This is a genomic window from Pontivivens nitratireducens (genome assembly GCF_014235845.1).
Lineage (GTDB): Bacteria > Pseudomonadota > Alphaproteobacteria > Rhodobacterales > Rhodobacteraceae > Pontivivens > Pontivivens nitratireducens.
This window is the reverse complement of record NZ_JACJUQ010000028.1, coordinates 1-12,900: the sequence shown is the minus strand read 5'-3', so window position 1 is coordinate 12,900 and position 12,900 is coordinate 1. Positions and strand designations below refer to the sequence as shown.

The 12,900-nt window shown below is 60.8% G+C and carries 13 protein-coding genes; 6 read left to right on the top strand and 7 right to left on the bottom strand.

What is annotated here, in order from left to right; genetic code table 11:
- The 4 genes from H1S03_RS16760 to H1S03_RS16745 all read left to right on the top strand — a co-directional run.
- The coding region (locus tag H1S03_RS16760; protein ID WP_283810382.1) for a TrbI/VirB10 family protein at window positions 1–270 on the top strand (270 nt) is incomplete at its 5' end.
- Window positions 271–274: 4 nt separating this feature from the next.
- On the top strand, window positions 275–1,261 hold the full coding sequence (locus H1S03_RS16755) for an ATPase, T2SS/T4P/T4SS family (protein ID WP_166194760.1): 987 nt from the start codon (window positions 275–277) through the stop codon (window positions 1,259–1,261).
- Complete coding sequence (locus H1S03_RS16750; RefSeq protein ID WP_166194757.1) at window positions 1,258–1,446, top strand: hypothetical protein; 189 nt, start codon at window positions 1,258–1,260, stop codon at window positions 1,444–1,446. The genes H1S03_RS16755 and H1S03_RS16750 overlap by 4 nt, the downstream gene beginning before the upstream one ends.
- A gap of 407 nt (window positions 1,447–1,853) precedes the next feature.
- Window positions 1,854–2,933, top strand: coding sequence for a TrbL/VirB6 family protein (locus H1S03_RS16745; RefSeq protein ID WP_166194754.1), 1,080 nt, complete (start codon window positions 1,854–1,856; stop codon window positions 2,931–2,933).
- A gap of 41 nt (window positions 2,934–2,974) precedes the next feature.
- On the opposite strand, the gene H1S03_RS17420 is transcribed toward H1S03_RS16745, so the two are convergent.
- The 4 genes from H1S03_RS17420 to H1S03_RS16730 are packed head-to-tail and all read right to left on the bottom strand — an operon-like array spanning window position 2,975 to window position 5,932.
- A complete protein-coding gene (locus H1S03_RS17420; RefSeq protein WP_166194751.1) occupies window positions 2,975–3,448 on the bottom strand; it encodes a type II CBASS E2 protein in 474 nt (157 codons plus the stop codon).
- Window positions 3,448–4,638 (bottom strand): nucleotidyltransferase domain-containing protein, encoded by a 1,191-nt coding sequence (locus H1S03_RS16740; RefSeq protein WP_249777980.1) that lies wholly within the window; start codon window positions 4,636–4,638, stop codon window positions 3,448–3,450. The genes H1S03_RS17420 and H1S03_RS16740 overlap by 1 nt, the downstream gene beginning before the upstream one ends.
- Complete coding sequence (locus H1S03_RS16735) at window positions 4,620–5,681, bottom strand: CBASS cGAMP-activated phospholipase (protein WP_166194745.1); 1,062 nt, start codon at window positions 5,679–5,681, stop codon at window positions 4,620–4,622. Before H1S03_RS16735 ends, H1S03_RS16740 begins: the two co-directional genes overlap by 19 nt.
- 14 nt (window positions 5,682–5,695) lie before the next feature.
- Complete coding sequence (locus H1S03_RS16730) at window positions 5,696–5,932, bottom strand: DUF2188 domain-containing protein (RefSeq protein ID WP_430700925.1); 237 nt, start codon at window positions 5,930–5,932, stop codon at window positions 5,696–5,698.
- Window positions 5,933–6,028: 96 nt separating this feature from the next.
- Here H1S03_RS16730 and H1S03_RS16725 point away from each other — a divergent pair, with 96 nt between their 5' ends.
- Window positions 6,029–7,108 carry an XRE family transcriptional regulator gene (locus H1S03_RS16725; RefSeq protein WP_240910493.1) on the top strand — a complete coding sequence of 360 codons (1,080 nt, stop codon included), beginning with the start codon at window positions 6,029–6,031 and terminating at the stop codon, window positions 7,106–7,108.
- Entirely contained in the window at window positions 7,105–7,611 is a 507-nt protein-coding gene (locus H1S03_RS16720) for a PIN domain-containing protein (RefSeq protein WP_166194739.1), read from the top strand. The genes H1S03_RS16725 and H1S03_RS16720 overlap by 4 nt, the downstream gene beginning before the upstream one ends.
- A 153-nt stretch (window positions 7,612–7,764) precedes the next feature.
- Here H1S03_RS16720 and H1S03_RS16715 read toward each other — a convergent pair whose 3' ends face one another.
- Genes H1S03_RS16715 through H1S03_RS16705 form a run of 3 tightly spaced genes read right to left on the bottom strand, consistent with a single transcriptional unit; the run spans window position 7,765 to window position 12,687 of the window.
- Window positions 7,765–9,765, bottom strand: a complete 2,001-nt coding sequence (locus tag H1S03_RS16715) for a type IV secretory system conjugative DNA transfer family protein (RefSeq protein WP_166194736.1) — start codon at window positions 9,763–9,765, stop codon at window positions 7,765–7,767.
- Window positions 9,766–9,773: 8 nt separating this feature from the next.
- Window positions 9,774–12,107: a relaxase/mobilization nuclease domain-containing protein gene (locus H1S03_RS16710; RefSeq protein ID WP_166194733.1), complete on the bottom strand. Its 2,334-nt coding sequence runs from the start codon at window positions 12,105–12,107 to the stop codon at window positions 9,774–9,776.
- Window positions 12,094–12,687: a transposase gene (locus H1S03_RS16705; protein ID WP_166194730.1), complete on the bottom strand. Its 594-nt coding sequence runs from the start codon at window positions 12,685–12,687 to the stop codon at window positions 12,094–12,096. The genes H1S03_RS16710 and H1S03_RS16705 overlap by 14 nt, the downstream gene beginning before the upstream one ends.
- Window positions 12,688–12,900: the final 213 nt, after the last annotated feature.

The window sequence follows — 12,900 nt, the reverse complement described above, 5'->3', positions numbered from 1 at the left end:
CGCTCCGGTGTCACGGGGCTCATAGACACGCGCTTTGCCGAGCGTTTCGGGTCGGCCGCCCTGATCTCGCTGATTTCCGCGGCACCTGGTGCCGCCGCCTCCGAGGTCCAGGATGAGACTGCCGCCGACGTTCTCGAAGACGTTGGCGATGATCTGGCAGATGCCACGGACAGCGTCATCGGCGATTACCTCTCCATCGGCCCGGTCATCTATGTCGACCAAGGCGCACGCGTCACCGTAATGGTCGACCGCGATCTGGAGTTATTCTGAGCCCATGTCGCTGAGCTATCTCGAAACCTCGCTCGACCGGATCGCCGCCGCCGCTCGCGACGATGTCATCGAGATCTGCATCAACCCTGATGGCACCTGCTGGGGTGAGTTCCAGGGCGATCACTTCATGCAAAAGCTGGATCAAAAACTGAGCGCGACGGAAGTGAAGGACCTTGGCAACCAGATTGCGTCCTCTGCAAATACCACGATGAGTAAGGACCGCCCCATCGTCTCGGTCTCGATCACCTACAAGGGCCGCCCGATCCGCGCGCAGGTCATCACCCCGCCCGCTGTACTCTCGGCCATGTCGATCAGCCTACGGTTCTTCTCGAGCCTGCCACTCGAGGGCATTGCGCTCGATTTTCTCTACGGCAAGGAACGCAAGCTCGAAGATCTGCACGTGGAAAAGAAGCGCGCCTTGCGCGCCGTGGTGGCCGCGGGTTTGATCGATGATGCGCTCGCCTTCTGCGTCGAGAACAAACTCAACATGATCATCTCGGGCGGCACCTCCACCGGCAAGACCGTGGCCGCGCGCAAGATCCTCTCTCACGTACCGGCCGAGGAACGCATCGTCACCATCGAAGAAGCCGCCGAGCTTTTACCGACCCAACCCAATGCCGTGACACTCATCGCCAATCGCGATGCGGAATTCCAGACCGCCGATGTGCTCCTCACCGCCACGCTGCGCATGCGCCCCGACCGGATCATCCTGGGCGAGGTGCGTGGCAAGGAGGCCATGACCTTTTTGGAAGCCATCAACACCGGCCATGGCGGCTCGATGACCACGCTACACGCCGAAACCCCGCAACTGGCCGTGCAGCGGCTTGCGATCGCAGCACTCAAGACCGAAATCCCGATGACCTATGCCGACATGATCCAGTACATCGAGAACTCCATCGATGTGATCATCCAGGCCGGTCGCCATGACGGCAAACGCGGCATCACGGAATTCTACCTCCCCGGCGCAACTGAGATTGGAACTTCCCCATGAAGACCTTTGAATACGATATCTTGTTTTTCAAAGTGAAGAAGCAAAAGGACTACGGCGAGATGCGAAGGGTCCTGAATGAGCGCGGCGCGGAAGGGTGGGAGGTCATCAACGCCGAAGCCGGCGACTACGGCTACACCACTTTCTTGAAGCGTGAGACTGGTACAATGAAGGCGGCATCGGAATGAGGCGGGCTATTGCAGTCGCTGGCCTGCTCTTGATCTTAGGCACAACTGCTGGCGTAGCCGAGCGGAACCTGATCCCGACGCTCGACAACGACCCAAATGTTTGCCCAGACCAGCCGCCCGAGCCGGAGTGGATACAGAACATCAATGTGCGCGAATCCTATAAGCGCCTTTTGATCCAACAGATATATCGGGCTCAAAGTATGGAGCGCGTCGTAGACTCGCAAAACTGCGACTGTCCCACACGGTATCCAACTTGGGAGGACGCCGTACGCTTCTACACAGAGCGCTATGCTTCATCTAAATACTGGGACGTTGTCGAAGCGACATCCGAATACCGACGACAGGCAAATGAACTGCGCCGCGCCGCCATGCCAATCTGCGAAGCAGCTGGCAACTGGTAGCAAACAATGAGTATCGTCACCTACTTCGTGGAAACGGCTGAAGGGTATCTAGATACCGCTGCCGAAACTCAGTTTGGTGCGGTCGCAGCAACGGTCGGCACGTTGCTGGTTCTGGGCACAACACTGGTTGTCATCTTGGTTTTCATAAACATGATCTACCAGTATCGCGCCATGGACGGCCGAACTGCCTTTTGGCTGGCCGTGAAGGTCGGACTGATAGGGGTCTTTGCGGCAAACTGGGTCCAGTTCAATGCGCTTGCCTCAGCAATACTGAACGGAATCGACAGCATTGCCGGGGCCCTTGTGGCTTCTGTTGGCGGCGGATCACCTGGTCCGTCCGGTACCTTTGCAGAGGAATTTGACGAACTGATTGCAGCGCTCGGGGATTATCTGAATGCTGCGGGATCTGAGCTGAACTGGATGGCGGGTGCCTTGCTTGACACACTTGGGGTTCTGCTGCTCTCGATTCTTGGCGGGTTGGCGGCGTTCATTGTTGTGGCGTCCCGGCTCATGATCGCTCTGCTAATTGGCATTGCGCCAGTGATGATCTTCTTGACCCTGTTCGAGGTGACCAAGGATTATTTCGCGCGCTGGTTATCCGCGCTCATTTCGTTCGCGATGTATCCGATCGTAGTCGCCGGCGTGTTCGCGACGATCACGGGGGTCTCTCGGGCGCTTCTTGCCGAGCTTGGCGACCCAGAGGGGGCCTCGAACATAGGGGCCCTTATCCCATTTTTCATGATGGTGCTGATGGCAAAGGGTTTCATCATAGCAACGCCTTTCTTGGTTCGGGCGATTTCCGGAAACATCATGATGCCAGCACTCTCGGCCGGGTTCGGGGGAAGCTATGCCTTCGCCAGAGGGCTTGCAGGTAGCCAACAAGTTTACAATCGCTATGCCATTGGTGGCGCAACTGGGGCTGAATACGCAGCCCTTCGAGCGCGACAATTCTTTGGCGTGCAAGCCTTGCCGAGCCGATCAAATACTGCTGGAGGGCCAACTGCGGCTCGTCCGGGTGACGCAAACGGAACAGGCGCCCGAATGCTGGCACAGCTTTCAAGACTCGGTAGGTTGGGCAGGCGGTGACAGCCATGTGCCAAAAACTTGCCAAAAACGAATGGACAATTTCAGCACCGAGCCACGGCCCTGCGCATCGCCCGATTGCCAACTGGCTCAGGCTCTTCGCCGGGGTGTTGCCCTTCACCTTTCCAGTCGTCTGACCAAAGCCAATCTTCGAAATAATAGAGCCAAAGGTAAGTCCACGGAATGATGGTTTGGTCGATCCGCTTCCGCGCGTCCCATTCCCTAGCACCTGGAAGATAAAGACAAAGGCGCAGCGGATCTCTGTAGACGTGAGGCAAAGGACGCCCTGCCGCCAGCAACTCCAGATCCGGGTCGTCTATCTGAACACCGGGCGTTTGACCCGGCTGAAACGTGATAGTGGCAAGGTAGGAGCGCGCCAAGGCGGTCGGTTGTATAGGCTCTTGCCATGTCAATTTGTTTGCGCGGACCTGCCCCACACCACTGGTAGCCGGGCTTGCCTTCAGGAACAGCAGCTGCTGCGACAGGGTCAGGTCGTATTGCCCGCCTCGTCCTATCATCAATCACCGAAGAACGTATTTGTGGGCACGGTCGTTGATGCTGCGACCTTCGATGTCGTCAGCCCGACCACAGGTGCGACAGAAAGTAGACCCGATTTGCGACCATCCGACATCGCATTGACGTGGTTGCCGAAAACCCGTCCCGTGACACCGGAACCGAACGAACGCTCCATGTTCAATGACACACGGTCCTGACCAACAGCATCGCGAAGGACTTCAAAGTCGCACAGAGCTTGTGCGTGCCACGCATAGAACGCTGGTGCCCGGCGTTCATCCTTGTTCCAATTGTCGGCGAAGTTTTCCCCGTTGGTTGTCTCGTTCAGGATGGCATAGCCCCGCCGTCCGTCCAGAATGGGGCGGTCGATGAAGTGCGGCATCATCCGGATCGTTTCGACCAACAGATCCATTTCGTCATGGAAGACGTGGTTGCGCACGCAATATGCATAGGACTGCATCGCAAGGGTGGTAATGATAACGGAAATCGGGGCCACGTCTTGCGTGTTGTTCTGATAAAAAACGTCGCGGTGCCGTTTGAGCAATTGCACGATGCGGCGCAGGATGCCTTTCACTGCTTCTCGGACGGGGAACGGCTCCACCGTCGCCTCGTCCCGCTGCATGGCGATAAACTTGCCCGCAAAGGTAGGCCGGAGTGCGGCGCGCTCATCGAACAGGGTCTTGTAGGCCCGCGGGTTTGTCGGATGCCATTCCTTCAGAGCCCGGTCGGGCACCAATTCGCCCCGGTTGCCGCAGACCGGGTTTGCTATCGTCGGGGATAGGTCGAGGTGGAAGTCCCCCGCATAGTTGAGACGCCAACAACGCTTTTTTTCTTCGAGAAGACGCACATAGGTGGCGTGTTCCTTGAGCCAGTTTCCAACCGCCGCCTTCAGGGTCGCTGGTGAGATGCCGGACGCGATACCTGCACAAAAGCAGATCAGATCGACATCGAATTCCCGCCGCCCGATTGGCTTCACGGCCGTTCCAAGCGCACTGGACCCTTGGAGATAGACCAGAACACTGACGAGTAGGGGATCAGTTGAACCGGACAGCCAGTCTCCGACGGCACCATAGCTCTGGCGCGCACGATCAAACTGGGTTTCGGTGAGGTCCAGATCCTCGCCTACCTCGTCCAGGATGGTGAATATCTGCGTGCGCCGCCGAATATCACTGTCGGTCAGCGGCTGTCGCAACATCTGATCCATGCCGCTTTCTCCTTGAGTTGATATACCGGCACGAAGGTATCGGCAGGCTGGGCGAAAAAGATCGGGGTCAGGTGGGGCTTTGCTTTTCGGGCTTCTGACATACCGAGGCCCTTGAGGCGGCCGATCTTCGTGGTGTCATCCAAGGTAAAAAACCCGCTCGGGACAGACGGCGAAATGCGGTAGATGCGATCCCCATCGTAAGGGTCTCCCGTCAGAAGTTTTGCCATGCCGAGGGCGCCATGTGATTGCCCATCCGCGTAAAGGTTGAGGACTTTGAGTCCGAGGCCGGCAAACCCGGGGCTTTCGGGCAGCATGTAGACCTCGTCCAGACACCCCAGACTCAGAATGCGCAGGTCTGACGGGTGCCACCCCAGAAGGGTGATGGCTTCGACGACGGCAATGGCCGTGGGGTTGTTGGCCCATGTCCCGCCATCGGTCAGGCCGATATCATCAGCAGTGCGATGTCGCTTGAAATACGTAGGTGCCGCTGCCGTTGCCAGAGCAGCATCCAGCGCAGTCTTGCGATAATCGGTTTGCAGGCGCGTGTGATGCGCGGTCTTGTAGATATAGGGGCTGCGGAGATCGGCATCCCACGCTGGGATCACCAACCGGGTCTGTGAGTGCCCGATCAGATCGTCGTTCAGAACGGCCTTGAGCTCGCGGGCAAGAACTGCTGCATCGTGCTTTGGACCGACTACGTGCCGACCTGTGGCGGTGAGGGTGCGCCATGCCTGCCGTATCCTCCCCAGCGGTTCATCATCCGCATTGTCATGACCGAAGATGACAGGCCCGCGACGCTCGTAAAGCTCGAGCAACTCCTTTGCCGTGCGGCCGAGGCCAAGGCCGAGTGCGATGATGCCACCCGTCGATGTGCCCGCGATGAGATCGAAATAGCACCCAATGGGCTGGCCCAGATCTTCCTCGAGCCCCGCGAGGAATGCAGCGGGCATCGTGCCCTTAATCCCGCCCCCGTCGATGGAGAGGATGCGACGTATCTGCCTGTTGTTCCCACCGTTGCTCATCCTGACATCCATTCCGCTTATGCCCTTCAGCCTTTCGGCGGATACGGGTCCTTGCCATAGGTGTTGCGCTCGCGGATGCGACCGTTCTCGCCGTGGATCAGCATCTCGCTGCCCTGACGAATGACGGATTCCCGCGCGGCCGTGATGGCCTCGCGCTGCGTGCCGTGGACGAAAGACGCACGGGAGTTACCCGCCCTCTTCACTGTCCAACCGCTTTCATGCGGCACAACATGCTGTTTTTTCTTAGAAATTTTAAGCCTCACGTGTCGATTTCAGTTGACGATTCGACAACCTTGTGTTTAAATATACAGTAAGAAATGGCGTTTATCAACCACAACAGTAACCGCCGGGAGAGGATCATGTTCGGACAAAGACTGCGACTTGCCCGCAAGCGGGCGGGTCTATCCATGCAAGCGCTCGCGGAGCGCGTAACCCCAAACGTGTCGGCACAGGCCATCAGCAAATACGAGGCGGACAAGATGATGCCGTCTTCGTCGGTGCTGGTCGGCCTCGGCAAGGCGCTCGGCGTGTCACTGGACTTCCTGCTCGGCGGTCAGGTCGAAGCTCTGGAAAGCGTCGAGTGGCGAAAGAACTCGACCGCCTCGGCGCAGGATCGCGCGATGGCGGAATCCATTGTGATCGAGAAGCTCGAAGACTATCTTGCCATCGAGGACATCCTCGACATGCACCCCGCTGAAGACCCCTTCGCCGCGCTGCGCGTGGACATGGTGGCCGATGAAGAGGCCATCGACGCCAAGGCGCGGGACGTGCGGCGCGAGTGGCAGCTTGGGATCGACCCGATCCCGAGTATGACCGCCCTGCTCGAAGACAAGGGACTCAAGGTCATCGAGGCCGATCTCCCGGAACGCATCAACGGGCTGGCCTGTCATGTCGAACGGGCGGAGGGCGCACCGACTGAGGTGATCGTCGTCTCGCGGCACACCAATGTCGAACGCAAGCGCTTTAACCTCGCCCACGAACTCGCGCACCGGATCATCACCGAAACCGGCAATGCCGCACTGAAAAAGGAACCCTCGATGCACCGCTTCGCGGGGGCGTTCCTCATTCCGCGTGAGCATCTGGAAGAGGAAGCTGGCCGAAACCGTCACGGCATGACCTGGATAGAGATCATGCGGCTCAAGCGCACCTATGGCGTCTCCGCCGCCGCGATGCTCGTGCGGCTCGGCCAAGTGGACATCCTGTCGAAGAGTGCGGTGGAATATGCGTTCAAGACCTATGCGCGAAGCTGGCGGCGCGAGGAGCCGGAGCCTATCGGTCCAGGCGAGGGCTTCGCGGCTTTCGAGAAGCCGCAGCGCTTCGAGCGCCTCGTCTGGCGCGCGCTCGGCGAGGAGATGATTTCCCCCGTGCGGGCGGCGCAAATGCTCGGGCTCCCCTTGAGCGTTGTCGAACGCGACATCAGGGGGCCTCGTGACCAGTGACCTGTGTTGTCGTCAATGATGCGTCCTGTCTGATCGACTTGAAGAAGGGAGAGTTGCTGCACGTCCTGCTGCGGCTGCCCTATCGCTTCATCGTGCCCCTGCCCATCCGTGAGGAGGAGCTGCTCGATTTCACGGCGCAGGAATGGCGGATGCTCGAAGACGGTGGCCTTGCCACCTATGACCTGCCAGCCGAGGAAGTCGCGCAGGTGGTTGCGCTGAAGCGTGAGCACAGCCGGCTGTCAGCCTATGACTGCTTCGCTCTGGTCACGACAACCTGCCAGGAAAACGGCATCCTCCTGACCGGCGACAATCTTCTGCGCAAAGTCGCCACCGCCCGCGCCGTGCGCGTTCATGGCGTCCTGTGGATCATAGACGAATTGCACACCGCCGAAGTCTGCGAGGTCGAGCTTCTTGTTTCCGCACTGCAAATCTGGCGGGCGGATGAGGCGGTCTTCCTGCCTCCTGCCGAGATCGACAAGCGGCTGCGCCGTCTGGGGGCATAATCTGAACAAGGTGGAGATGGCTGGACCCTGCCCACGACGTTCCCAGCGAGAGATCGAACGGTCGTGCAAGCCAAACCCTCTTTTTGGCGAAAAAACACCGTTTGTTTCATTCAGCGTTACGGAAGCTACGGGCAGGTCGCCATGCCCGCCACCCTATCGAGCAACCAGCTTTTCGCCATCCCCCTCCTGCAGCATCGCTTCCATTTCATCCAATCCACCCATGGCGGTGCGCATCTGCGCTTCATCAACGACGCTCACTGCCTCGGCATCCAAGACCTGGCTCCCAAAATCCATCTCCATCTGGCGCTGTTCCACGGCGATGACGGCTTGAACGACAGGCGCGGTCTTCTTTGAAGTGGCGTCGGTTTGTCGTGACAGTTGACCCCCAGAAGCCTGAGCTGAGTTTTCCACGACGGCGTCAGGTCCACTTGGTCCATTCGAAGGCGGAGTCATCGGCATAGCGCGCACACTCAGCGGCAGATTGCCTTGCGGCCCCCCTCCCCCCAGCTCCGGAAACGGCAACTCGCCCGTCTGCGCAGCATGGATCGCCTTGAACAGCCGATCGTCAAAATATTGGATCCGCTTTGCCCGGACCGGCATTTGCGCATCGATCACCATGACGATCTCGTCGAGCGGCAGGCGGCGCGCCTCGTCTTCAGGGAGCAAGGAGCTTTCTTCGGTCCGGGTCGACTGGCTGCGCCCTTCAAAGGGGTTCTTGCCGATGGACTGGGAGCGCGTGACCACGGTCTTGGTGGTCTTGCCAACCGCCTTGCTCAGCTCTTCGACGGTTTTTTCATCCGAAGGCGTCAGGTAGAGCTTCACACCGGCATTGCCTTGCAGGGCGCGGCGGGTGTTCTCGCCATAGATTTCATCGAGGGCGGGGATGGTTTGGGTGACCACGGCCAGGTGACCCCGATAGGTCCGCAGGGTCTCGATGCTCTCGACCACGATGGGCATCTTGCCCAAGCGATTGAACTCGTCGAGCATGATCATTACGGGCCACGGCTCATCCGGCCCGGGGTCCTTTTCCTGCATGGCGGACAGGAGATCGGAAAAGAAGAGCCGGATCAGCGGCGCGAGGGGTTTCACCATCAGCGGCTGGACCACGAGGTAGACCGAAAAGGGCTTCTTGCGGATCGTGCGGAAATCAAAATCCGACACCGCCGTCGCCTCGTCTATGGCCGGGTTCTGCCATTGATCGAGCCCCGAGGTCATCAGAAGCGAGACGTAAGAGGTCAGCGTATCGTTGTTGGTCGAGGCGAGCCGCGTGAAGACCAGCTTGGCGGCCCGGTTGTCGACCTCGTGGCCGCGCGCGAAATACTCCTTCTGCTTATTCCCGCCCGAAGCGGCGATGCGGTAGATCTCGCCCAAGGTGGGGCGCTTGCGCTGGAAGGCCAGAAGCCCTGCCGCCACGAAGAGATCGATCCCGCCCTTGAGCAGCCCCTGCACCCGGTCGTTGTCGCTCTGCAGGAAGAGGGTCGCCAAGAGCTGCAATTCCATCTGCTGGCGCGCGGGGTCCTTCAGCTCGAAGATACGCAGGAGCGGGTTGTAGCGATGCGTGCGCTTGCCCTCCCAATCGGTGGGGGCGAAGCGATAGACTTGGTCGCCTTGGGCGGCGCGGTGCCTGGCCGTTGCCTCGAAACATTCGCCCTTTACATCGAGCGTCACGGTGGAGCCTTGCCAGGTCAGCAGGTTCGGAATGACAAAGCCCGTGGTCTTGCCGCGGCCCGTGGGGGCCACGATCAGCGCGTGGGGGAAGACCTTCGAGCAGATGTAGTTGGCCCGGGAGCCCGGCGGCCCCAGCCTGCCGAGGATGAACCCCGTACCGGGCGCCCCGAAGAACCCGTTGGCCTTCATCTCACGCGCGGTCTGCCAATGGGTCTGGCCAAACCGTGTAAGGGCGGACCCTGAGAGGGCGAGGCTCAGCATCAGGCCGGCGGCGGCGAAGCTGCCGATGATCAGGTGAATAAGTTGGGCGTCCTCCGGGCGGCGGTCCAGGATCGCCATGTAGTTTTGCGCGATATAGGCAAAGTCGATCTCGGCGCCAAAGCCGAGATCCTGGTAGGTCAGCACCGCCGAGGCGATGGTATAGCCCATGGCCCCGGTCACCAGCGTCACGAGCAGAACGCCCGTGGCGATCCGCGCTTTTCCCATGGAGGCGCTCAATGGACCTGACCCCGCTCGGTCTCGCCATCCACGTCTGTCGCGCGGTGTTTTTCGTATTCGGTGTTGGCAAGATCATCGACCACCTGGCGCAAGGCCTCCGTGTTGGCCGTCGCGGCATCGGATTGCAGATAGACCTTGGCGACATAGAGCCGGTCGAGGCGGTCCTCGAGAACCTTCTCCAGCGCATCGGCATCGCCAGATGTGAGCCGGTCGAGCTGGCGGTCATCCAGCACCCGCGCAATTTCATCTCGAAATGCGTCCCGCTCCGCCTCGGTCTCGAAGGGCGCGGACAACTCCCCGGCCCGCTCATGATCAAGGACACGTGCAATCTCCTCTGGGACACGGTCGGAACGGTCAAACTGCGCCGCCGTTTCATCGCGGGTGGCGGGGATGTCGTCACGCGTGCCAGACCCAAGCCCGTCGCGCATCTCGGTTTCGCGGCGGACCTGATTGATGGCCTCCGTGTCGCGTATTTCGACGACGGCCGCATAGGTCGCACCGAGCCCGCGGGCAAGGTGGGACGGCATGTCCGGATAGCGCGCGCGCAAGTCATCCGTGACTGCATCTGCAACGGGCGTGCGGACGTCGCGTCCTGCTATGATCCGGTCGACTTCGCGGGTGATCTCGCTGGCGCGGGCCGCATCGGTGATGGTCTCCCTGTAGGGCTCAGACCGGTCAATCACATCGCCAGGACGTGAGAGCAGATCCGGGTGTGCCTCGAGATATGCACGCTGCTCCGTCTCGATCCGGCGCTCCGCTCGCGATACGACCTCCCAATCCCGGTCCTCGATCTGCTGCGCTGTCAGACCGTCTGCGCGCATCTCCTGACGGATTGTCCCTTCCATCGTCCGGACCGCGCCCTCATGATAATGGAACCGCTCGCCGACCGGTTCCGCTTCCATGACGCCATCCTGCCGCAGCACGTTTTCCCGTTCCAACAGCGTGCCAAGTTCGACATGCACATCGTTGAGAATGTCGCGCGCCTGTTCCAGATCGGCGCGGCGTTCAAGGTTCAGATCGCGCGCCTCGGCCACTTTGGAGAGATCATTGGCGATCCATTGATGCTCGAGCGCTGCATTTGAGGCGCCCGTCTCAATCCGGGCCACCACTTCCGATGTGCTGATCCCGGTGCCTCGTAGTGCGACGTCAATGCGCGATCTCAGATCGGGCTCCGCCAGACGCGTGAGCTGATTGGTGTCGATATTCGCCTCGGAATAGATCCCGCCTTCCGACGGCGCCTCGGAGAGCGTGGATGATCGCAAACCGAGAGGCTGCATGTGCTGGACCTGCGTCTGGATCTCGATGAGGCGTTTTTCCAGCACGGGACGTTCCGCATCAGACTTCTCGGCGATCATGCCCTGCACCCGCGCGAGCTTTTCCGCATAGAGGCTTCTCAGATCCTCGAAACTCTGATCCTCGGCCATATACACATCTCCTGTTCGGTCCACCTGCCCGCCATGCGCCAGCACTTCGCCCGCGCGGAACAGCGCCGCGGCAATATCCTCGCGGGCCTCCCGGGAGGCCTCTGCGGCAAGCGAGTGGCAGACAGTTCTGGTATTGGCGATCTCCGCCAGCGTCCGCGTCAGGTCCTGCCCCACGCGTTCGCGCTCGCGGGGCGCGCGACCCTCTTCTTTCGCCGCATAGACCTCGCTGGTGCGGGCGGGGTAATGCACCACACCGCGATCGACGCGACGCGTGGCTTCCAGGCGCACGCCGTACTTTTCCGCCTCCTCGACCATGGCGAGCCGGAAGTCGTCGTAATTGAAGCGATGGTTGCGCCCCAGAAAGAAGAACTCGCCTTCCTGCGAGCGGCGGTTCAACACCAGATGCGCATGCGGGTGATCGCGGTCCTCATGCACCGCGATGATGTAATCAAAATGCCCCGCGTCGGTCTGAAAGAACCGCTCGGCCACGTCCGTCGCGATGTCGCGCACATCCTCGCCGCGCGTGCCGATCGGGAAGGACATGAGCATGTGGGTGGTCTGGCCGAGCTTGGGCTTGAAGCCCGCGTCCCACCGCTTGGCAAAGCGCTCTGTGAGGTCCTTGATGTCGCCCGCCTCGAGCTTCGCCTTGCCATCCAGAAACCCGCTGCTGTCGACGATATGTGTGGACTTCGTGGTGAGGTAATCGAGCTGGTTTGCGAGCTGCGATTTGGTATGCGTACCCCCGCCCCGGATTGCCTTGAAGACCGCTGGCCGGTGTCCCGCGGCCGCGCGCATGAGCTGTTTCTGCTTGGCGACATGCAGCCCCTGCATCGAGCCCCGGATCCGGCTCCAGCCATCCCGGAAGACCTCCCCGGTAACTGCGTCTACAGCATCATTCAGCCGCATGGGCAAACTCCCTCAGCGCGGCCGTGGCCTCGAGCTGCATCGCGTCTCGACGGCGGCGCAGGAGCAGATCGATCTCGTCAGCGGAATCCAGGATGAACCGCGCCAACCCGCGCATCTGCGCGAGGCGCAATTCGGAGAACTCGGCACGCGTGCCCCCCACGGCCCCCTGCCCCATCCGGTTGGCCCGCGTCATCTGCTTGGCGATTTGCGCGACCCCATTGCCGACCTCATGTAGAGACGCCCGGTAGCGCGCCATCTCAACAGCCATCTGCGCGTCCGGAACGAACACCCCGCCTGCCGCCTGAATGAGCCGCCGCAGCCCCTCGGCCCGGCTCTCGATCCCGGCCTCGGCCAACACCGCATCGAGCGCCTCAAGCTCCGCCGCCGTGACCTTCACACTGACCGCTGAGACCGGGATCGCGGCGTCCGTCTGGCGCTCGGCATCAGCTTTCAAGACGTAGCGCACGGCCCGCGATGTGACCTCGAAACGCTCAGCCAGCTCAGACGTCGACACACCTTCCGCAGCCTCGCGGACGATCTGCATCTTCTCGATCTCTGTCAGGCGTTTTGTTCGGGACATGCGGAAGAAAGACCCCCTATTTCCTGCCACCTTCCACCAAGGCTGCCCCCACCTTACGATAATATACCTATCTGTCAATTATATACTTACGTCGCAATCAGTCTCAGGCAGCCTCGGTGTCCGCTTCCCCAGCGGACCGCAGGGACGCGGCTCTGCCGCCCTCACCACCGGGCGACCCACCTGTCCTAGGGGTCCCGTCCGCCAGCCCCGCCC

What these genes read in the sequence shown, in the direction of transcription:
- H1S03_RS16755 (WP_166194760.1), top strand. Translation starts at nt 275, where the DNA reads ATGTCGCTGAGCTATCTCGAAACCTCGCTCGACCGGATCGCCGCCGCC.
- H1S03_RS16750 (WP_166194757.1), top strand. Translation starts at nt 1,258, where the DNA reads ATGAAGACCTTTGAATACGATATCTTGTTTTTCAAAGTGAAGAAGCAA.
- H1S03_RS16745 (WP_166194754.1), top strand. Translation starts at nt 1,854, where the DNA reads ATGAGTATCGTCACCTACTTCGTGGAAACGGCTGAAGGGTATCTAGAT.
- H1S03_RS17420 (WP_166194751.1), bottom strand. Translation starts at nt 3,448, where the DNA reads ATGATAGGACGAGGCGGGCAATACGACCTGACCCTGTCGCAGCAGCTG.
- H1S03_RS16740 (WP_249777980.1), bottom strand. Translation starts at nt 4,638, where the DNA reads ATGTTGCGACAGCCGCTGACCGACAGTGATATTCGGCGGCGCACGCAG.
- H1S03_RS16735 (WP_166194745.1), bottom strand. Translation starts at nt 5,681, where the DNA reads ATGGATGTCAGGATGAGCAACGGTGGGAACAACAGGCAGATACGTCGC.
- H1S03_RS16725 (WP_240910493.1), top strand. Translation starts at nt 6,029, where the DNA reads ATGTTCGGACAAAGACTGCGACTTGCCCGCAAGCGGGCGGGTCTATCC.
- H1S03_RS16715 (WP_166194736.1), bottom strand. Translation starts at nt 9,765, where the DNA reads ATGGGAAAAGCGCGGATCGCCACGGGCGTTCTGCTCGTGACGCTGGTG.
- H1S03_RS16710 (WP_166194733.1), bottom strand. Translation starts at nt 12,107, where the DNA reads ATGCGGCTGAATGATGCTGTAGACGCAGTTACCGGGGAGGTCTTCCGG.
- H1S03_RS16705 (WP_166194730.1), bottom strand. Translation starts at nt 12,687, where the DNA reads ATGTCCCGAACAAAACGCCTGACAGAGATCGAGAAGATGCAGATCGTC.